This is a genomic window from Endozoicomonas atrinae (genome assembly GCF_001647025.1).
Taxonomy (GTDB): domain Bacteria; phylum Pseudomonadota; class Gammaproteobacteria; order Pseudomonadales; family Endozoicomonadaceae; genus Endozoicomonas; species Endozoicomonas atrinae.
In genome coordinates this window covers 19753-39574 of the sequence record NZ_LUKQ02000025.1, presented here as the reverse complement: position 1 = coordinate 39574, position 19822 = coordinate 19753, and the positions used below count along the sequence as shown (strand labels likewise).

The following is a 19822-nucleotide window of genomic DNA, read 5'->3' as shown; positions in this document are numbered from 1 at the left end:
AAATCAACATGCCCAAAACCTTCGGGTAGCTGTGGTCGACGAGACATCTGTTCCAGATAAAATGCTTGGTAATGATGCCTGAGCATAGCTGGATTCAGGTTAAGGATTTAGAAATTACGATTGGTATTATTTCACAACGTATTTCGGGTGCTGCTGGATTCTACAGCTCGCAGATTCGCCATTACACCGATATTGATCCGTCCTTTCCTATATGCCTGCTATTCCCAAAAGATGAAAGACACTTCTCTGTAACTGAATTGATAGAGGTGGTTGAGAAAAAGCAGAATGTTGCTGTGTTGCAGTCAGATTTTCTGCATGGCTTTATGAACACCGACTCTCCAAACTATGATCATTCAGCTTATCTCTATTATTTGAAAGCACTATCCCGTCTTCCTTCAAACCGTTGTTTCCGATCATTGAAAGATGTTGTTGATGCTCCAATATCAGTGAAGGCGCTATGTCCTCAGTGATGCGGTAGTTCAGTGAAAATCACAGCTGAGGTGCTCAGCCACGGCTACCCTTTGAGCTTGATTTGCCCTGAGTGGCAGCAGATGACGCCAGCGGTATTACTACTGAGTGAGCTGCTCAGGGGAAAATTTATGCAGTTACTGGGAGAGTAAGTTGAACTGGGTTTTATCTTCATGATGGATGTGTCGTTATATTTGCTGATTATTGTCAATTATCTGATATTTAATTTCTGATTTAAGTCTTTAGTTTGGTATTAATGTCTGCTGTTGTGTGATCTGGCAAGATTATTTTATGTTTATTTGGTCTTGCGCTCTCTACCCATTGCCGGTAGCGATAGATGTGATTACATTTCGAGCAAAACAATCGTCTTATTTTTTACTGATGGTCTGATGAAATAATAAAAACAATCTTTCTATCAGCCACGGACGATGTACTCAGGATCAGTCCTGATCTCTGAGTTGTTAAGCAACACTTTTCTTTGTCAGCCCTGAAGCCTGAGTGGCTCAAGGGCGGTACATGTTGAATTTCTCTGACTCATCCACTGAGGTGAGCAGGAGCTATTTGGTTTTCAGTTTGGTGAGATTGGGGTAATGAAACAACAGGGATTTTTCCAGGTACTGTTTGTCATTGTGGTACTGACGGCCTGTGGCCAGCTGACCAACACGATTTATGTACCGACTATGTCTCAGATGGCAGCGGACTTCGGGGTAGCCCCAGGGGCTATTCAGGCGGCAATTGCCCTGTACCTGATTCCTTATGGCATTTCACAGTTTTTGTATGGGCCGTTGTCGGATCGTTTTGGCCGTAAGCCGTTAATGTTGATTGGTCTGGTGATTTTTATTGCCGGCTCGCTGATTGGCAGCGTCGCCCATAGCTTTGAAATGTTGCTGCTGGCCAGTTTCGTTCAGGGCATGGGAACTGGTGTTGGCGGTGTGATGGCGCGTACGGTCATGCGTGACCGGTACAGTGGGCTTCATCTGCAAAGGGCTAACAGTTACATCAGCATGGCGCTGATTTTTACACCGTTGATTGCACCAATGCTGGGTGGCTTTCTGGGCACGGCGTTTGGCTGGCAGGCCAGCTTCTGGTTTCTGACCGGCTTTGGTCTGCTGGTGTGGCTTCTGGTGCTGGGGAGTTTTGGTGAGACCCACAAGAATGTTGGCAAACGCTCCATGGGGGCGCTGGCCAGTTATCGTTATGTTCTCAGTAATGGGCAGTTCAATGGCTTTATGATCTCACTGGTGGCCACCTTTGCCGGTATTGCAGTATTTGAAGCCGCTGCGGGCGTATTGTTTGGTGAGCTGATGGGACTTGATCCGCGAGTGATCAGCGTACTGTTTGTGATTCCTATTCCTGGTTACCTGTTTGGTTCCTGGCTGGCGGGGCAGATGGCAAAGAAACACAGTCTGGAAAGCATCATCGGCCGAGGCGTAGTGATGCTGGTTATTGGTTCAGTCAGTATGCTGGTGGCGGGTCTGATGGGTTATCTGAATGCCTGGGTGATACTGGTGCCGGCAACACTCTATTTCCTAGGGTCAGGGCTGCTGTTTCCTACTGCAACGACTGCTGCACTTGAGCCATTTCCGGAAAATGCCGGTGTAGCCGGTGCGGTTCTGGGTGGTATGCAAAACCTGGGTGGTGGTCTGGTGACGCTGGTGGCCGCCAGTATCCCTATGTCCAGTCAGGTTCCAGTAGCCGCGATTCTCTGTGTATTGACCCTTCTGGTGGTGATGACTGCCCGTCTTCTGCTGGCTCCTGCGACAGGGCGTGCTGCGGTTTAAAAAACAGAACATAAAAAAAATGGCTGCAATAACTGCAGCCATTTTTATTGTTTATCCCTAAACCACCTACTTTTGCAGGTGGTTATTATATACAAGACTCTGGGTTACAGAGTCTTGATCGCTTCCAGCTGTTCTTCCAGCTTGGCTTTGGCAACCTGGGCTTCAGCCAGTTTGGCTTTCTCTTTTTCAACAACGTCGGCAGGTGCCTTGCTGATGAATTTCTCGTTGTTCAACTTGCCTTCAAAGCGGGCCACTTCTTTGGCAAACCGTTCAATTTCCTTATTGAGTCGAGCCGACTCTTTTTCCTTGTCGATCAACCCAGCCATCGGTACCAGTACTTCCATGGAACCCACCAGTTGAGTGGTTGCCATTGGCGCTTCTTCACCTGCGGCCAGAACCTTGATGTCTTCCAGCTTGGCCAGAGACTTCAGGAAGGTCTGGTTGTCATTCAGGCGGGCAACGTCGTCAGCAGAGGTATTGCGCAGCAGGACATTCAATGGCTTGCTTGACCCGATATTCAGTTCGGCACGGATGTTACGGATACCGGTGATAAACGACTTAAGCCACTCAATATCACGCTCAGCCGCTTCATCAATACGGGCTGAGTCAGAAACTGGATAGCTCTGCAGCATCAGGGTTTCACCTTCAACGCCAGCACTCTGCTTGATGTTCTGCCAGATCTCTTCAGTGATATAAGGCATGAACGGATGGGCCAGTCGCATGATGGACTCCAGAACCCGAACCAGTGTACGACGGGTGCCACGTTTACGCTCAGCAGGTGCGTTCTCGTCCCACAATACTGGCTTGGACAGTTCCAGATACCATGCGCAGTACTCATTCCAGACAAAGTCATAGAGGTTCTGGGACGCGTGATCAAGACGGAACTCAGAGAGGTTCTTTTCGATCTGGGCTTCTACCCGCTGCAGTCGGGAAACAATCCAGCGGTCAGCCAGAGTCAGCTCAACCGGCTCATCGTTGTTGCCACAGTCCTGACCATCAGTGTGCATTTTGACGTAGTTGGCGGCGTTCCAGATTTTGTTGCAGAAGTTCCGGTAGCCTTCCAGACGGTTCATATCCCAGTTGATATCACGACCGGTCGACGCCAGTGAGTACAGGGTGTATCTCAGGGCATCAGTACCGTGGGCAGAAATACCATCAGGGAAGGTGCTGCGGGTACGCTTCTCGATCTTCTGTGCCAGCTGAGGCTGCATCATATTGCCGCAGCGTTTCTCAACCAGTGTCTCCAGCTCGATACCGTCAATCATATCCAGAGGGTCAAGGACGTTACCCTTGGATTTGGACATCTTGTCGCCATGCTCATCACGGATCAGACCGGTCACGTACACGTGCTTGAACGGTACCTGTGGCTTGCCGTCTTCATCTTTCATGAAGTGCATGGTCATCATGATCATTCTGGCTACCCAGAAGAAAATGATGTCAAAACCGGTGACCAGCACATCGGTCGGGTGGAAGGTGTTCAGGCGGTCGGTCTGCTCTGGCCAGCCCAGGGTGCCGAAGGTCCAGAGAGCAGAAGAGAACCAGGTATCCAGAACATCATCATCCTGTTTCAGGACAACAGGAGACGGGATGTTGTGCTTTTCACGAACGTCGTCTTCATTACGACCAACGTAAACATTACCAGCATCGTCATACCAGGCCGGAATACGGTGTCCCCACCAGAGCTGACGGGAGATACACCAGTCCTGAATATCTCGCATCCAGGAGAAGTACATATTCTCATACTGCTTGGGTACGAACTGAATACGGCCGTCTTCTACTGCTTCGATTGCAGGTTTGGCCAGCGGCGCAGCGCGGACGAACCACTGGTCAGTCAGCAGAGGCTCAATAACCACGCCGGAACGGTCACCATAAGGTACCATCAGGGTGTGGTCATCGATTTTTTCCAGCAGACCAATCGCATCAAAGTCAGCAACGATCTGTTTGCGGGCAGCAAAGCGCTCCATGCCCTGATAGGCTTCTGGAATAGCAGTATCAATAGACTGATTAACCGTGCCGTCAATGTTGTAGGCTTCACCCTGCTGGCGGATGTCGCCGTTCAGGGTCATGACATTGATCATTGGCAGGTTGCAGCGCTTGCCGACTTCGTTGTCATTAAAGTCGTGTGCCGGGGTGATTTTTACGCAACCGGTGCCTTTCTCCATGTCGGCGTGTTCATCAGCGACAATCGGGATGCGACGGTTAACCAGAGGCAGAATAACGGCTTTTCCGATCAGTGCTTTGTAACGCTCATCTTCCGGGTTTACAGCAACGCCGGTATCACCCAGCATGGTTTCCGGACGGGTGGTGGCTACCACAATGTAATCTTTGCCTTCTGCGGTTTTCTCGCCATCCGCCAGTGGATAGCGCAGGTGCCACATATTGCCTTTGACTTCTTTGTTTTCTACTTCCAGGTCAGAGATGGCGGTGTGCAGTTTTGGATCCCAGTTAACCAGACGCTTGCCACGGTAGATCAGATCGTCTTCATAAAGGCGGACAAAGACTTCCTGGACAGCGGCATAGAAGCCTTTGTCCATGGTGAAGCGTTCGGTATCCCAGTCAACGGATGCACCCAGACGACGAAGCTGGCGGGTGATGGTGCCGCCGGACTCTTCTTTCCACTCCCAGATCTTATCAGTAAAGGCTTCACGTCCGTAATCGTGACGGGTTTTGCCTTCTTCCGCCAGGATCTTGCGCTCAACCACCATCTGGGTTGCGATGCCCGCATGGTCAGTACCCACCTGCCACAGCGTGTTGCAGCCTTTCATCCGGTTGTAGCGGATCAGGGCATCCATAATGGAGTCCTGGAAGGCGTGTCCCATGTGCAGGCTGCCGGTGACATTGGGAGGAGGGATCATGATGGAGTAAGGCTTGCCTTCGCCAGATGGTGCAAAATAGCCTTTTTCTTCCCAGTTTTGATATAGCGTGCGTTCGATGGCTTGGGGGTTGAACGTCTTTTCCATAACTGCTTTTCCAGTAGATGTTCCAAAGCGTGTCCTGAAGAGCAGGGAGTCTCTGGGTTTGGATAAACGAGTGATTATACACTGTGGGGCTGAATCAGGAAGTCGAATTGACCATATCCGATGTCCCGCCTGGGCAGGGAAGGGAGTTAGCCTGAAAGTACAGGCATATTGTGAACTTCCGGCTCAATACCCGCCTGACGGTATGCCCGGAACTTGGCCCTTGAAACTGCTTTCTGATCCGGGTTCTGAACCACGACTTCGCAGACACGGGAAAAGTTTTTGAAGAAGGAGGGAACCTCGGGGCTGAGATTTATCAGGAGCCGCTTTTGCTCCAGCAGCGGTTTATCAAACCCCAGGGTAATGGGGGATTGTTTTACCAGTAGACGACTTTCAGGAGTGCTGTTCTGAATGTCAGAAACAATCCCGTGAGGCAAAAAGCTGTCTTCCCTCCATGACCAGAGCAATTGATCCATGGATTTACAGCTACTTTCATCAAAAGTATGAATGTGCATGGGCAGCCCACCGCGCCATGCTTTGTCGATCAGGCGACAGGCAAATTGCTCGGCATTCTGCCCCTGACTGTCTAATAGATAAAAAGTAACTCTGGTCATTCAGGAATAATAACTCAATTGACACAAACAAACAGGCCTTGAGAGAACTCATCCAAGGCCTGTTTTCGGGCTGATTATTGGTACTGCTAATCAGATTTTATTCAGCAGGTACTGAACCAGCATTGGCACCGGGCGACCGGTTGCGCCTTTTTCCTTACCGGATTTCCAGGCAGTACCAGCGATATCCAGATGTGCCCATGGGTAGGCTTCAGTAAATTTTGCCAGGAAGCAGGCTGCTGTAATGGTACCTGCAGATGGACCACCAATATTGGCCATGTCGGCAAAGTTGCTGTCCAGTTGCTGGGTATACTCTTCACCCATTGGGAGCTGCCAGGCTCGGTCCATGGCCTCTTTGGACGCACACAGAAGCTCTTCAGTCAGCGGCTCATTATTACTGAGCAGGCCGGTGGTATGGTGACCCAGGGCAACGATGCAGGCGCCGGTCAACGTGGCAATATCAATAACCGCTTCGGGCTTGTAACGTTCGGCATAGGTCAGTGCATCACAAAGCACCAGCCGACCTTCGGCATCGGTATTGAGAATTTCAATGGTTTTGCCGGACATGGAGGTTACGATATCGCCCGGGCGTGTTGCCTTGCCACTGGGCATATTTTCTGCTGCAGCCACCATGCCAATAACATTAACGGGCAGGTCCATTTCGACAATGGCATTCATTACGCCGAATACACTGGCGGCACCGCACATATCAAACTTCATTTCGTCCATGGCTGCACCGGGTTTCAGCGAGATACCACCGGTATCAAAGGTGATCCCTTTACCCAGAAGAACGAGAGGCTTTGCACCACGCTTGCCATTTTTGAATTCCATACAGATCAGTCGGGCTTCCTGTTCGGAACCGGCGCTGACGGACAGCAGGGAGCTCATGCCAAGGTCAGACATTTGTTTTTCATTCAGTACCTTGGTGGTCAGCTTGGCGTGCTTTTTCGCCAGTGCTTTGGCTTCATCAGCAAGATAGGTAGGATGGCAGATGTTGCCTGGCAAATTGCCCAGCGTTCTGGCCACATTACGACCATTGCCAATAGCCTGTCCCTGGGAAAGACCCACTTTCACTGCTTCGGCATTTTTACGATCCGCCAATAGTGTGACTTTTTTCAGGCTTGGGCCTTTGCCAGTATCGTTTTTGAACTGGCTGAACTGGTAAAACGCATACTCAACCGCTTCGACCACCTGGCGGGTAATCCACTGAAGTGATTTACCTTCTACGGCGATGTCTTCGATGGCAACGGTTGCTTCCCTGGAATTAACCGACTTCAACTGGCTGGCCAGATTGGCCGTCAGCTTTTTAAACTCGGCTTCCTTTAATGGCTTATTATTATCACCCATGGCGAGTAGCAGCAGACGCTCAAAAGGCGCATGGTGGGTATGCAGGAGCATCAGTGAGTGACCGGGCTTGAAATCCAGGTCTCCACGTTTGAGTACTCCGGCAAGATACCCCTCAGTTAATGAGTCTATGGCTGTCGCAGAGGGTGGAAGCGTTTTCTTGTGGACGCCAATAACCAGGCAGGCAGTTTTCTGTTTTTCTGCGGCGCCGCTCTTAACAACAAATTCCATAGTCTCTCCAAGGGGACAAGTTATCCGATTTCATGGATAATAATATGGTTAAGCCAATTCAACCAGACGCTTTAGCTCGGATATGGCAGGTTCCTGCAATATCCGAGCTGCAATCAGGACGTGGAAAAGCAACAGATTCATTGTATGTTTATTCTACGCTTCTGTCAGATAGCCGGGGATTTATCCGGTTTTTTGCGGCGACTGACGTATAATTGTTCGTTTTGATTTTGTGAATTTCACCAAGGCATGCCTTTAATCATATTTCGTTACCTGTCCAGACAGATGCTGCAGGTTATGTTAGCTGTGACGTCTGTCGTACTGCTCATTATCATGAGTGGACGCTTTGTGAACTACCTTGCGCAGGCTGCAACTGGCACTCTGAAAGCGGACTTTCTCTTTGCCATCATGGGATACCGGATTCCTGAGTTTCTGGTCATGATACTGCCCCTGGGGCTTTTTCTGGGCATTCTTCTCGCTTATGGCAGGCTGTATGTTGATAACGAAATGACGGTTCTCAGCGCCTGTGGCCTGAGCCGTAATCAACTTTTAGGCATGACGATGATTCCTGCTGCCGGGGTGATGCTGCTGGTCGCGCTGTTAAGTCTTGTGGTTGCCCCCCAGGGAATACAGAAGGTTGAACGAATTTTTGCTGAGCAGGATTCGCTGACCGAGTTTGATACCCTGGTTTCCGGACGTTTCCAGAAGTTTGGCTGGCAGCGGGTAACTTATGCAGAGGAGCTGACCGATGATCATCAGCAGATGAACAAGGTCTTTATTGCCAACCGTAACGTGAATAGCAATAACCTGGGGTCCATGACATTGCTTCTGGCGGAAAAGGCAAGAATCGAAGCCAATGCAGGAGAGGGTGGACAGCGCTATCTGATATTGGATGATGGTTACCGCTATGACCTGACTCCCGGAGCCTTGCCTCTGCGGGAAATTGAGTTTGAAAATTACGGTCTTCGAATGGAAGAGCGCCGCTCGAGAAAAGAGATCAGCAAAGAGCAGGCGCTGCCAACGAGGAAACTCATGGATTCCGACGCACCGGGCCATCGTGCTGAGCTGCAATGGCGGATCTCTCTGCCCTTGTTAATACCGATCGTTGTACTGATGGCATTACCGCTTGCCCAGGTTAATCCCAGACAGGGTCGTTATGTGAAACTTTTGCCTGGCATATTGCTCTATCTGCTGTATCTGGCTTTACTGATGAGTGGACGTGGGGCGATTGAAGATGGACGCCTCCCGGTAGACATTGGCCTATGGCCCATTCATATTCTCTTCTTATTGATTGCGTTGATGTTGTACCTTGTTGAGCCGGGCAAACTCTGGCTGGCGCGCCGGAGGGCTGGAAATGCGTAAGCTGGATCGGTACATATCCAGGAATGTTCTGGGGGCAACGGTTATTGTCCTGTTGATTCTGGTGTTTCTTGAAGCACTGTTTTCTTTCCTTGGACAGTTGGATGATGTCAGAGGCAATTATCAATCGCTGGATGCATTGATTTTCACTCTGTTGATGATTCCCAAAAAACTGTACGAGCTGATTCCCGTTTCGGCACTGGTTGGCTGTCTTGTTGGACTGGGCTCCATGGCGTCCAACAGCGAGCTGGTGGTTATGAGGGCTGCGGGCGTCTCGTTATGGCGCATCCTTGGTGCTGTGATGAAGCCCACCCTGGTCATGATTCTTACTGGGTTGATACTGGGAGAATACCTTGCTCCCATGGCGGAGCAGGTTGGAGAGACCAGAAAAGCCATTGCCCGCTCAGCTGATGGAAGCTATACCGGAGAAGGCTTCTGGCATCGCGAAGGCCATGAATTTATGTACTTCAATGCCGTTGAGCCAAACGGAGTGCTTTATGGCGTAAGTCGTTATGTTTTTGATGATGACATGAAGCTTCAGGAAAGCTCTTTTGCCAAACGAGGCATCTACCAGGGTGATCACTGGCTGCTTGAGAATGTCACGACCATAAGCCGTAAGGATGAACAATTCATTACTGAGGAGAGTCTTGTAGAACCCTGGGATACCAGCCTGACCACAACGCTTCTGAAAGTAGTGGTGGTAAAGCCGGAAGCGTTGCCAATATCTGGTCTGCTCACATACACGCAATATCTGGCCGCACAGGGGTTGGACGCTGGAGAGTATGATCTGGCATTGTGGACAAAGCTACTTCAGCCATTATCCATACTCTCCCTGGTTATTGTGGGCATTTCTTTTGTCTTTGGCCCTTTGCGTTCGGTCAGTATGGGGTTACGGATTTTCTCCGGGGTGATCACCGGCATTGTGTTCATGATTGTTCAGAACCTGATGGGGCCATCAAGTCTGGTATTCGGGTTTCCGCCGGTATTATCGGTCATGATACCAATTATCATCTGTCTGCTGGCCGGGGCGGTTATGTTAAGGCGTGCTGCTTAAGAGGGGCAACACCTGACAAAGGAACCAATCAATTTGGCAGGTGTTGATTGAAATCTATGCATCAGATTCATCAAAGTCTGTTGATAAGAGTGACTTAATATGGATGCCTTGGGCTTCTTACAGGCCGAGGGGTTCGTGTGACCGGGCAGTAAAGCCTGCACTCTTCGAACTGGCTTGTGCGATCAAATGATTCCGGCTGACTTGATAAACGACGAAAGACTTCCGTCAGTTGTGATAAAAACTGTTCAAATAGCTGGGTGTTCATACTGAAGTCTCCCTTTTCTACTGCCTGCTGAAAGCCTGTTTGTAATGAAAAGCCCAATAGTAAGCTGACTGATACACCGTCATTGATGAGTGGCGATAACTTCATTCTAATGCTGGGTAGGTAAAAATACCAATAAATGTTTCGGTATATTCACTCTGCGCTGTAGGTTAGGAGTTAGCAGGAGTATATACTTGGGGGCTGGCAATGTCGCCAGGGCAGCCCTGTTATGGAACTGCACCGAGCAAGACAGGGAGCTTGTTATCAGGCTTTCTTTGCGGGTTTTTCCAGAAGAATGATTCTGGAAGACGAGGCCAGATCCTGCCAGCTTCGCTTCTTCCGGTCAATTAGTGCCCAGAAAAGACCGACACCAGCAAGAGACAGTGAAGGAATAGCAATTAGAAAACGAATAATACTTTGCCTTGGGCTGATCAAATGATTGTTACTGCTGATCACTTGTATTCTCCAGGCCCGCATGCCAAGGGTTTGCCCTGACCGAGTCCAGAAAAAACCAAAGAAACCATAAATGATGACCAGTAAGGCAGCGTAGAAAAAGGGCCCCCCGAGGTTGTAACCCTCTTCAGTCATCGTTTTGAGCTGCTCATCACCAAAAATTTGAATCTGGATGAACAGATTCAGGAAACCGACCATAAACAAAAGGGCCAGGATTAACAGAGAATCGTACAACATGGCCGCAGCTCTTCTCCATACTGGAGCTGGGATAAGATTGGTGGCTTCCATCGACCTCTTGCCTTGATATTAAATGTGGCAGGACATTCTAACAGTAATTTTTTTCACGCACATCTCTAGGCTCTGTTCAAGCCAGAATGCTTCTGGCTAGGCGTTATCAACTGGTTGGGTGGCCTGCTGGTAAAGCCCCCCTGGTATTGTCGTCCACTTGCTGTCCAAAGCTGACCCTGGTGACCTTTTGTTTGCCTTTGGGCTCTGTGATCCTGTGTGATTATGATTTTGATGGCTTTTGATCAATTTATAGAGTGGGTTATTCATTGCTTAACTTAATTAATAGGTTCATGTGTGAATGCTTTTGTTCTTAAATATTACTCCGTCAAAATATATAGATGGTGGTAGTTTTTACTGGAACAAATTTACGTGTCAGTTGTCATATAAGTGCTGAAGGATTTTTGTGAATTATATAATTGTTATTTGATTTCATTATTTATCTCTTTTTTAAATATGAGTATGTCTTTCATTATTGAATGATCGCTTGCCTGAAAGAAAAAGTATTTCCCGGGGGCTATGATGAGGCAGAATAGAGTTGTTCAGGGTTTTTCGTTTTTTATTGTTCTTTTGTTCTGTTTGCTACCTGTTTATGCCTCTTCCTATGTCTATGAGTATGATGATAATGCCTCCGAGTCATCACTGTATATAGATGATGATTTTACCGATGATCTTTTTTTAGATGATGAGGACGATTTGATAGAGGATGATCTGGACGAAGATTGGGATGATGACATTGAAGAAAGTGAAGGCAGCAACAAACCGGAGATACAAAAGACCGAAAGTGAATATTACAAAGATCTGGTTCGATCTAAAGATAAAGATGAATCTTCTCTGTTCAAGGGGATCGTTGATAATAGTAACTATCTGTTTAATGACATGGTGGTGGAACCACTGATCATTCCTTTTGCTAACTTTGCAGGGGAGTATCAGGATATCTTCAATCGTCACGTTATTGATCCTGTTCGCCGTGGCAAACACTACTTTAGGTATATGGACAGTGTAATGCTCGGTACCTTTGATAATATGCTTAATGAAGATACGGGGACAACAAACTGGCCTTATGCTATTGCGGGTGCTCCTTATGGCTGGATTGTAAAGAATGTTGTTTCTGACTTTAAGCTGGGCTCTGAGGTGCGAAGCCCAGGGATTATAGACAGTAAATACCATAATCATCCTGTTCTGGTGGAGCGTCTTGGAGCAGAGACTGGTGCTGTTGGAACCAAAATGTCAGAAACGCACAAAAATGAACTGGTTGTTATTGATGTAGTAAAGCCCTTCATGCCGAGATTGGAAATATGGGATGAAGAAAACTCATTGTTTTCGTCACTTTATAATTTCTATTATGCAACGAAGGAACTGGTGACCGATGTTCATCATATTGTAGAGTTTGAAGATACCGATTTTTTTAAACGAGCAGGCCGGTATGAAGAATCAGACCGAACTTTTCTTCATCACTGGAATAAAACAATATCAACGCGAAGTGGGTTCAGGAGTGGTCAGATTGTCAGGGTTGACAGGAAAGGGTATTTTTCAATGGGGCCTATTCCTATTGCCTGGAATTATTGTGAAGTAATGTTGCATGAAGGTGGGACCAGAGATATCGAAGTTATTGAGGAGGAAGATGAAACCGAAATTTATTATGAGCATCCTGAAACCTATGAATGGGGTGCGCGGGGGGATAAAATGGTTCCAAGAGAAAGAACCAGAACGGTTCGTAAGAAAGTGGTCAAACAAGTTCCGAATGTTACCACGTTTCGTGTTTACACCGAAAACCTTTGTCAGGCAGCTGAGGCATCCGTTCGTTCTAAAAGTGAGGTAATTACCTATACAACTCGCAGGTTGTTTTCTTGGTTAGTACCTGGGCTGGCATTTATTGGAGCTCCATCCGTTTCTTATCTGCTGATGAGGCAGCTTGGTATTACTAATTACTTCCCTCTGACAGCCGGTCTAATGGCGGCTGTGTTTCTGACCTCCTGGGCTATTCCCTCAATGTGGGAGTCTGATATTGAAGATACTATGCACAGTATCAAGTTCCCCCCACCAGACGAGTTTTAATGATTTTCTTGATTTTGCAGGGATGCTTTCGTCAACAAGTCATCATGGTTCGATATCAACGTAAAGTCAGATTCCTGCTTATAACCTACGGTGCTGGTAATTTATAAAGCCTTTGGTCGATATTTATTAAAGACCTGTTGACGTTTTGTTATGAGCCGCCCTTAAGATGTATCAGAATGCTTCTTACAGGGGGCATCATGGGAGCATCCTGATACGCTGAATACACAACAGAATATCAACAGGTCAGGGTAGTGATTTAAGAGGGACACAATTAGCTAATGTGGTCAGTGGGTCACTCAAGCGCTCACCGGCAATACTCACTGGACATGGTGATCACGTGTCTAATTCTGAGTACCTCCTGACCTGTACTGAAAAGGCTTTTGTACTTTTCAGGCTATCTTAAACTATCTATTCATTGACTAAAGACTGTTGAGATTAATTTCTCAGGGGATTTTGCATGACCGGGTTGCAGCTGATCATTGTTCTGGCATTTATTTTCCTGGGGGCCCGGTTGGGCAGTATTGGTATTGGTTTTGCCGGCGCTGTTGGGGTTGTAGTGCTTACGCTGGGACTTGGGATGAGTCCGGGCACCATTCCGGTTGATGTTATCCTTATCATTATGTCTGTCATTGGTGCTGTAGCTGCAATGCAGGTCGCTGGCGGTCTTGATTACCTGGTCCATATTGCGGATAAATTACTCAGAAAGCGGCCTCAGTATGTAACTTTTCTGGCGCCGGCTATCACTTACTGTATGACATTACTGGCTGGCACAGGCCATACGGCCTATTCAACATTGCCGGTTATCGCAGCTGTTGCGCGTGAGAATGGTGTTCGACCATCCCGCCCTCTGAGTATTTCGGTCATTGCCTCCCAGGTTGCAATTACCGCCTCTCCTGTCTCTGCAGCTGTTGTTGTCTTCAGCGGATTACTGGAGCCATTTGGTGTTGACTATCTGGACCTGCTCCTGATCTGCATTCCTACCACATTTGTTGCCGTAATGCTGACGTCGCTGGTGTGTAATTACCTGGGCTGCGACCTGCACAACGATGAAGTTTATCTTCAGAAGCTCTCTGAAGGCCTGATTCAGCCTGCTGAGGTTGTTGAAAGTAGAATAGAGCCTGGCGCAAGGATATCTGTTCTGATTTTTGGCCTGAGTATCCTGGCAGTGGTGGTATATGCGACTTTGGTCAGCGATAAGGTAGGTCTCATTGAGAACCCTGTATTACCCAGAGACAGTGCCATTATTGCCTTTATGCTCAGTGCTGCGTGCTTGATTACTTTGGTTACGGATATAGATACTAATCACATCCTTAATGCCCAGACCTTCAAGTCTGGCATGAGTGCCTGTATTTGTGTTCTGGGCGTTGCCTGGCTGGGAAATACATTTGTTGGAGCCCATCTTGAGAATATTCAGGAGACAGCCGGGGATATGCTTGATCAATATCCCTGGCTGCTTGCCCTAGCGCTGTTTTTTGCCTCCATGCTACTTTACTCCCAAGCAGCAACTACCCGCGCTCTTATGCCTGCAGCCCTGATGATCGTTGACCCGGTTACGGCTATTGCTTCATTTGCTGCAGTCAGTGCACTGTTTGTTTTACCAACCTATCCTACCTTGCTTGCAGCCGTTGAGATGGATGAAACTGGCTCCACTCGAATAGGAAAGATGGTGTTTAATCACCCTTTCTTTATTCCCGGAGTGATCTGTATCTCGCTGTGTGTGATTTTTGGCTTTCTATTGGCTCCAGTCATTATCTGAATCTAACTTTTGCTGACGCTTGCTGCGAACTCAGTGGAGTCGATACTCGCTGTTAAACTGGCAGTTCATCTGGAAGATGATTTTTTCAACCGCACAACAGAAATCAAAGTGGGCATGAATCAATGTGTTGTCGTTAGTCCGGCTGGTTTCACAGATGATTTTGCAGGGATCTGTTTCAATCTTATGAGCAAGAAATCGCAGTTTCTGGAAATGATCCATAGCTTCCTTAAGCCCTGCTGTCTGAATATCCATTTCCACTCTAGTGTCGTTTAAGTCAGTCACGCTGGTCATGGCTGGAACTCCATTAATAAGTAGTTAACCAAGTGAAATCATATTTTCCGGGCAAGTGGTCGGCCACTCTGCAGTGTTACAACTCTGGTCACATAGCTTCAGCTATGCTCCCGTCGTTGTGCCTTGTACAGTAGCTGTCCACTCATCCAGAAATATTCGATTCCATTTGCTCAACTACTTAATGTTTATTTGTTGAAGCGACCCTGCTTGAGTTAGCCTGATGAGGGTTGCCTCAAATATACCTGTATTTGATAGTTGGAAAATGGATATAAATCAAAGTTTTTCTCAAAATGACATTTGTTAACATCTTGTGTGCGCATTAATTATGTAAATGCTGCTATATGAGGGCTCAAGCCAGAATGCCTCTGCCGTTGTTGCAACAACTTGAAAGACGTGAGTATTCCTGCGTCCTTGCGCCTGGTCAGAAGCATTCCGGCTTGAGCTGAGAAAGGAACCTTATGTCAACAGAACCTAATACTGGGGGAATAAGTATGTTGAATCTTGATAGTACAGTGCTGGTGGTTGTAGATGTTCAGGGCAAGCTGGCTACCTTGATGCATGAACATGAGTCACTCTTTCATAATATTGTTACCATGGTGAAAGGAGCGAAATTGCTCAATGTTCCGATTCTCTGGCTGGAGCAGATCCCGGAAAAACTGGGAGGTACCGTTCCTGAACTGGCTAATGAGCTGTCTGGTTTCAGCCCAGTGAGAAAATCATCATTCAGTGCCTGTGGTGAGCCTGCTTTTATATCAGCACTTGAGCACACAGGGTGTAGACAGGTTTTGTTGACTGGAATAGAGGCCCACATCTGCGTTTATCAGACGGCGATGGATCTTCTTGCTGGAGGCTATGAGGTAGAAGTTCTGGTTGATGGGGTTTCATCAAGAACTTTACAGAACAAAGAGGTGGCTCTTGATAAAATGTCAGCCCAGGGGGCTGATCTGACGACCGTTGAAATGGCGCTCTTTGAGTTGATGAAGTCTGCGGAAGCCGAAAAATTTCGTGAAATAGCTATGCTTATCAAATGACAATCAGCATGACATTGGCAGGTTATTCAAGGAGGTTTCCATGACTGAACAAGACAAAATACTGTTAGCCCGTGGTGCTTTGCTTGAGGTGCTTGGGAAACATGATGTCAGTAAAATTTCAGATTTTTTCACTGAAGATGCAGTAATTATTATTAATGAGAAAAAGCTGACTGGTACCCGCGATATCGCAGACAGGCTCAAGTGGATAAAGTCCAATGTACAACGTGTTGATGTTGATATACAACGAGTTTTTTTTAGTGGAAATCAGGGGTTCGATCACCATACAACCCGGATACTTTCACTGGATGGGCAATCGACAGTGTTTAAAATTTTCGGATATATTGAGCTACGAGATTCGAGAATATGTCTTTATGAGGACGTAACTATTCAAATTGATGATGGAGAAAATAGAATGCACATAGCAACAGACACTATGGGTAGTTCTGGTCATTGACAAATAATACCAATAAGCCCATCCCATCCGGGAACAGAGGAACAGACAGGCACCCTATTGCAGTGGCAGTCTAAAAATTCCTACTAGTGCAGCCAAGCGTTGATACCCATACCGTTCGCACTGACCGGAGTCGAAGTGCGGAGTCACCATCCTTCGACTCCGCTCAGGATGAACGGGTATGTATGCTTTTTAACGCTTACCTGCACTGGATATCTTCAGTTTTATACCTCACTGATTGAAAAACAAAACGCATGTTCTCGGCCTTTTGATCAAAAGATAAGGTGGGCAATCGCTGCAATAACAGGCAGTGTGACCAGGGTTCTCAGAATAAAAATAATAAATAACTCAAACAATGTTACTGGAATCTTGCTTCCCAGCAGCAAAGCCCCTACCTCAGAAAGGTAAATCAACTGAGTCAGTGATAATGCCGCAATAACAAACCGCGTCATGTCATTATCAATGGATGCAGCCAGGATAGAGGGTACGAACATATCGGTGAAGCCGACCATCATGGTTGTTGAGGCCGCCTGGGCTTCAGGAATCTGCAACCACTCCAGCAACGGTAGAAAAGGCATTCCCAGGTACTGGAAGACTGGGGTGTACTCTGCAACCATCAGGGCAATGGTGCCTATTCCCATCACCACTGGCAGTACACCAAAAACCATATCAATAGCGTTCTTGCCACCATCCTGAATGACCTTCATTGGGTTGGTGATTTTTGCTGCTTTCTCCAGCGCCTGTTTCAGTCCCCATGCAAAAGCACTGGTGCCTGGAGGAATAATTTCATCATCATCACTCCGGGATTTTCCGCAGATGAAAACGTCCTTTTTTCTGGAAAGGGGAGGGAGCTTGGGGACGATAAATGCGGCAACCAGTCCGGCAAAACAGACAGTAAGGTAGAACTGTGTAAATAGGTGATCCAGGCCAACCTGAGCAATAACCACCAGTGAGAACGTAATCGAAACTACTGAGAAAGTGGTACCGATCACTGCAGCTTCACGCTGAGTATAATATGAGGTTTCATACTGTTTACTGGTCATCAGGATACCGACGCTGCCATCACCCAGCCATGAAGCAATACAGTCAATGGCTGAACGGCCTGGCAGGTTGAATACAGGCCGCATTATGCGTGTCATCAATGTACCCAGCAGCTCCAGTAAGCCAAAGTTCATTAATAGTGGTAGCAAAAGTCCGGCAAAGATGAATACCGAAAACAGTGTCGGCATAAGGTCATTCAAAACCATGCCGCCGGTAGCGCCTGACCAGATGGCTTCCGGGCCGACCTTGAAAAAGCTGGAAAGGACAAAGACCGTTCCAGCAACTCTTACCAGGCACCAGAGTGGGGTGATATCAAACAGAGATGTAAGAAATGGGCGCTTCATTATTGATTGTGGCTGGAATACCTTGGTAATGATGGTGATTAACCCGGTAAAACTCACAATAATGGTAATGATGGTGGTCAGCTGTTCTTTGAGAAGTGCTTTTAACCCGCCGGCCAGCAAAGCAACAGGAATGGTGAATTCACCATTGAGACTGACCGGAGTGACAAATAGCAACAGGCCAATCAGCGATGGAACTAAAAAGGTCAACCAGTTACGCAAGCTGATCCCTCTCTTTTTTACGGCTGTAAACTGCTTCATAACAAGCCCTGGGCTCCTCAAACTCAGCCATGCACAAAAGTATGATTCAAAAAATTCAAATTTCCTGCTCCGCGAATAAATGAGTCAGGAAACGTCGGTAATTCTCTACCGGTATCGGTATATATCGCAGTCAGTGGATTTGACAGCTGTTGACTGCATTCTGTTCAGGTTGATTATGCATTATTTCTTAATAAATATTAACTTTCTATCCCGGAAAAGACCTATCTCCTTGATTTTTTATTAAATATATAAGCTTTAAATGTTGGAGCTGGAGAATAATGCCTGCTCTGGCAATTGGTTGAAAAACATCAATTCCTGTAACCTTCAGAACCTGAGCATAATGTTTTGTTAACCGGTGAGCGTTGATTGCATGATGTTTTACAGGGTTTCAGAAAGAAAGGTGTACACTGAAAGCGGGAAGCTGCTGGCTTGCAGATGTCAGCCAGCAGTCGTTATGAAGTGCGGTTGTGAAAAATACATCAGCCGCGGTAATAGCGCTGTTCGATAAACGGCATTTTACTGACGGTCATTGGCAGTTTTTTGCCTCTGACCAGTGCATACACTTCTGTACCTAATGTCGCATAATTGGCATTGATCAGTGCCATGGCAACTGGAGCTTCAACGGAAGGACCAAAAGTTCCAGATGTCACTCGGCCAATACTTTGTCCTTGCGCATCAACCAGATCTGCGCCTTCTCGAACCGGTGCTCTGCTGCTTCCAATAAGACCGATACGTTTGGTTTCAACCTGCTTGGTTTCAATTTGCTTCAGAATCTTCACTGCCCCAGGGAAGCCTCCAGCACGCTCACCATCATGACGACGATTTTTACTGATGGCCCAGATAAGGCTCGCTTCAACAGGTGTGGTATTGACATCAATATCATGGCCATAGAGACAAAGGCCTGACTCCAGTCGCAAGGAGTCTCTGGCACCCAAACCGATGAGTTCAACTTCCGGGTGGTCGAGCAGCAGCCGGGTGATATGTTCAGCCTCTTTTTCGGGGATGGATATTTCAAAACCATCTTCCCCTGTGTAACCGGAACGGCTGATAAAGCAGGGAACGCCATCAATAGAGAGCTGGCGTGAGTCCATAAAGACCATGTCCGCGACATCTGGAACCAGTCTCTGCATAACATCGGCTGCCATGGGCCCCTGAATGGCAATCAGTGCACGATCGTTTAATCGTTCAAGTGTCACGCCTTCCGGCAGATGGGATTGCAAGTGCTGGGTATCCTGCTCTTTGCAGGCCGCATTGACCACCAGATAAAGGCAGTCAGCGTAGCGAGTGACCATCAGGTCATCGAGGATACCTCCGGCATCGTTGGTAAACACCGCATAACGCTGCTTCCCAACAGGGAGGTCTACAATATCAACCGGTACCAGTGATTCCAGAAAGAGGTCTGCTCCATCACCGGAAAGTCTCAACTGCCCCATATGGGAAACATCGAATACACCCGCCTTGTTTCGAGTGTGAAGGTGCTCAGTTTTGACACCGGATGGGTACTGCACAGGCATTTCGTAACCGGCAAAAGGAACCATTTTGGCTCCCTGAGTCAGGTGAAGGTCGTATAACGGGGTTTTCTTAAGGCTTTCAGCAGACGCTTCAGACATCCATCGTCTCCATTTATCGAGAGAGCATTTTCTCCAGAAGTCTGAGAAGGCTCTCAACTATTGGGTTAGCAGGCTTGTTGTTCTAATCGTTTCTTTCTGGTCATTTATCTGGCAATAAATTACACAGCAACATTTCATCTTTCACAGTTGCTGTCAAGGTTTGTTCTATTCTGTGGAAAG

The 19822-nt window shown here is 47.5% G+C and carries 16 protein-coding genes; 8 read left to right on the top strand and 8 right to left on the bottom strand.

Annotated elements, in window-relative coordinates; translation table 11 throughout:
- Nucleotides 1–71: 71 nt before the first annotated feature.
- Together AK963_RS05530 and emrD are read left to right on the top strand one after the other, a co-directional pair.
- Nucleotides 72–470, top strand: a complete 399-nt coding sequence (locus AK963_RS05530) for a hypothetical protein (protein WP_066014467.1) — start codon at nucleotides 72–74, stop codon at nucleotides 468–470.
- Nucleotides 471–1058: 588 nt separating this feature from the next.
- Nucleotides 1059–2249, top strand: coding sequence for a multidrug efflux MFS transporter EmrD (gene emrD, locus AK963_RS05525; RefSeq protein WP_066014466.1), 1191 nt, complete (start codon nucleotides 1059–1061; stop codon nucleotides 2247–2249).
- A gap of 104 nt (nucleotides 2250–2353) precedes the next feature.
- On the opposite strand, the gene AK963_RS05520 is transcribed toward emrD, so the two are convergent.
- The 3 genes from AK963_RS05520 to AK963_RS05510 form a co-directional block, all read right to left on the bottom strand.
- Nucleotides 2354–5209: a valine--tRNA ligase gene (locus AK963_RS05520; RefSeq protein WP_066014465.1), complete on the bottom strand. Its 2856-nt coding sequence runs from the start codon at nucleotides 5207–5209 to the stop codon at nucleotides 2354–2356.
- Nucleotides 5210–5355: 146 nt separating this feature from the next.
- Nucleotides 5356–5820, bottom strand: coding sequence for a DNA polymerase III subunit chi (locus tag AK963_RS05515; protein WP_066014464.1), 465 nt, complete (start codon nucleotides 5818–5820; stop codon nucleotides 5356–5358).
- A 90-nt stretch (nucleotides 5821–5910) separates the two neighbouring features.
- Nucleotides 5911–7392, bottom strand: coding sequence for a leucyl aminopeptidase (locus AK963_RS05510; RefSeq protein ID WP_066014463.1), 1482 nt, complete (start codon nucleotides 7390–7392; stop codon nucleotides 5911–5913).
- 246 nt (nucleotides 7393–7638) lie between these two features.
- On the opposite strand from AK963_RS05510, the gene lptF reads away from it, so the two are divergent.
- Together lptF and lptG are read left to right on the top strand one after the other, a co-directional pair.
- Nucleotides 7639–8751, top strand: a complete 1113-nt coding sequence (lptF, locus tag AK963_RS05505; RefSeq protein WP_066014462.1) for an LPS export ABC transporter permease LptF — start codon at nucleotides 7639–7641, stop codon at nucleotides 8749–8751.
- Entirely contained in the window at nucleotides 8744–9802 is a 1059-nt protein-coding gene (gene lptG, locus AK963_RS05500) for an LPS export ABC transporter permease LptG (RefSeq protein ID WP_066014461.1), read from the top strand. Before lptF ends, lptG begins: the two co-directional genes overlap by 8 nt.
- Nucleotides 9803–9896: 94 nt before the next feature.
- Here the strand turns inward: lptG and AK963_RS33120 are convergent, their stop codons facing one another.
- Together AK963_RS33120 and AK963_RS05490 are read right to left on the bottom strand one after the other, a co-directional pair.
- A complete protein-coding gene (locus AK963_RS33120) occupies nucleotides 9897–10067 on the bottom strand; it encodes a hypothetical protein (protein ID WP_175404445.1) in 171 nt (56 codons plus the stop codon).
- Nucleotides 10068–10328: 261 nt separating this feature from the next.
- Nucleotides 10329–10805 carry an RDD family protein gene (locus AK963_RS05490; RefSeq protein WP_066014459.1) on the bottom strand — a complete coding sequence of 159 codons (477 nt, stop codon included), beginning with the start codon at nucleotides 10803–10805 and terminating at the stop codon, nucleotides 10329–10331.
- Between the two features lie 516 nt (nucleotides 10806–11321).
- Between AK963_RS05490 and AK963_RS05485 the strand changes: the two genes are divergently transcribed.
- Together AK963_RS05485 and AK963_RS05480 are read left to right on the top strand one after the other, a co-directional pair.
- Entirely contained in the window at nucleotides 11322–12860 is a 1539-nt protein-coding gene (locus AK963_RS05485; RefSeq protein ID WP_066014458.1) for a hypothetical protein, read from the top strand.
- Between the two features lie 457 nt (nucleotides 12861–13317).
- On the top strand, nucleotides 13318–14616 hold the full coding sequence (locus tag AK963_RS05480; RefSeq protein WP_066014457.1) for an anaerobic C4-dicarboxylate transporter: 1299 nt from the start codon (nucleotides 13318–13320) through the stop codon (nucleotides 14614–14616).
- Between the two features lie 30 nt (nucleotides 14617–14646).
- Here the strand turns inward: AK963_RS05480 and AK963_RS05475 are convergent, their stop codons facing one another.
- A complete protein-coding gene (locus AK963_RS05475) occupies nucleotides 14647–14907 on the bottom strand; it encodes a DUF406 family protein (RefSeq protein WP_066014456.1) in 261 nt (86 codons plus the stop codon).
- Between the two features lie 491 nt (nucleotides 14908–15398).
- On the opposite strand from AK963_RS05475, the gene AK963_RS05470 reads away from it, so the two are divergent.
- Nucleotides 15399–15938: a hydrolase gene (locus AK963_RS05470; RefSeq protein WP_066014455.1), complete on the top strand. Its 540-nt coding sequence runs from the start codon at nucleotides 15399–15401 to the stop codon at nucleotides 15936–15938.
- Nucleotides 15939–15978: 40 nt separating this feature from the next.
- The gene (locus AK963_RS05465; RefSeq protein WP_066014454.1) at nucleotides 15979–16392 is read left to right on the top strand and encodes a nuclear transport factor 2 family protein; all 414 of its coding nucleotides are present in this window, start codon (nucleotides 15979–15981) and stop codon (nucleotides 16390–16392) included.
- Between the two features lie 269 nt (nucleotides 16393–16661).
- Here the strand turns inward: AK963_RS05465 and AK963_RS05460 are convergent, their stop codons facing one another.
- Together AK963_RS05460 and gcvT are read right to left on the bottom strand one after the other, a co-directional pair.
- A complete protein-coding gene (locus tag AK963_RS05460) occupies nucleotides 16662–18032 on the bottom strand; it encodes a YjiH family protein (RefSeq protein WP_066014453.1) in 1371 nt (456 codons plus the stop codon).
- 479 nt (nucleotides 18033–18511) lie between these two features.
- Nucleotides 18512–19642, bottom strand: a complete 1131-nt coding sequence (gcvT, locus tag AK963_RS05455; protein ID WP_066014452.1) for a glycine cleavage system aminomethyltransferase GcvT — start codon at nucleotides 19640–19642, stop codon at nucleotides 18512–18514.
- Between the last annotated feature and the right edge of the window lie 180 nt (nucleotides 19643–19822).

Excerpts from the sequence above, each read along its gene's own strand:
- lptF (WP_066014462.1), top strand. The coding sequence starts at position 7,639 with ATGCCTTTAATCATATTTCGTTACCTGTCCAGACAGATGCTGCAGGTT.
- emrD (WP_066014466.1), top strand. The coding sequence starts at position 1,059 with ATGAAACAACAGGGATTTTTCCAGGTACTGTTTGTCATTGTGGTACTG.
- AK963_RS05530 (WP_066014467.1), top strand. The coding sequence starts at position 72 with ATGATGCCTGAGCATAGCTGGATTCAGGTTAAGGATTTAGAAATTACG.
- AK963_RS05520 (WP_066014465.1), bottom strand. The coding sequence starts at position 5,209 with ATGGAAAAGACGTTCAACCCCCAAGCCATCGAACGCACGCTATATCAA.
- AK963_RS05475 (WP_066014456.1), bottom strand. The coding sequence starts at position 14,907 with ATGACCAGCGTGACTGACTTAAACGACACTAGAGTGGAAATGGATATT.
- AK963_RS05510 (WP_066014463.1), bottom strand. The coding sequence starts at position 7,392 with ATGGAATTTGTTGTTAAGAGCGGCGCCGCAGAAAAACAGAAAACTGCC.
- AK963_RS05480 (WP_066014457.1), top strand. The coding sequence starts at position 13,318 with ATGACCGGGTTGCAGCTGATCATTGTTCTGGCATTTATTTTCCTGGGG.
- AK963_RS05485 (WP_066014458.1), top strand. The coding sequence starts at position 11,322 with ATGATGAGGCAGAATAGAGTTGTTCAGGGTTTTTCGTTTTTTATTGTT.
- AK963_RS05515 (WP_066014464.1), bottom strand. The coding sequence starts at position 5,820 with ATGACCAGAGTTACTTTTTATCTATTAGACAGTCAGGGGCAGAATGCC.
- AK963_RS33120 (WP_175404445.1), bottom strand. The coding sequence starts at position 10,067 with ATGAACACCCAGCTATTTGAACAGTTTTTATCACAACTGACGGAAGTC.
- lptG (WP_066014461.1), top strand. The coding sequence starts at position 8,744 with ATGCGTAAGCTGGATCGGTACATATCCAGGAATGTTCTGGGGGCAACG.
- gcvT (WP_066014452.1), bottom strand. The coding sequence starts at position 19,642 with ATGTCTGAAGCGTCTGCTGAAAGCCTTAAGAAAACCCCGTTATACGAC.
- AK963_RS05465 (WP_066014454.1), top strand. The coding sequence starts at position 15,979 with ATGACTGAACAAGACAAAATACTGTTAGCCCGTGGTGCTTTGCTTGAG.
- AK963_RS05470 (WP_066014455.1), top strand. The coding sequence starts at position 15,399 with ATGTTGAATCTTGATAGTACAGTGCTGGTGGTTGTAGATGTTCAGGGC.
- AK963_RS05460 (WP_066014453.1), bottom strand. The coding sequence starts at position 18,032 with ATGAAGCAGTTTACAGCCGTAAAAAAGAGAGGGATCAGCTTGCGTAAC.
- AK963_RS05490 (WP_066014459.1), bottom strand. The coding sequence starts at position 10,805 with ATGGAAGCCACCAATCTTATCCCAGCTCCAGTATGGAGAAGAGCTGCG.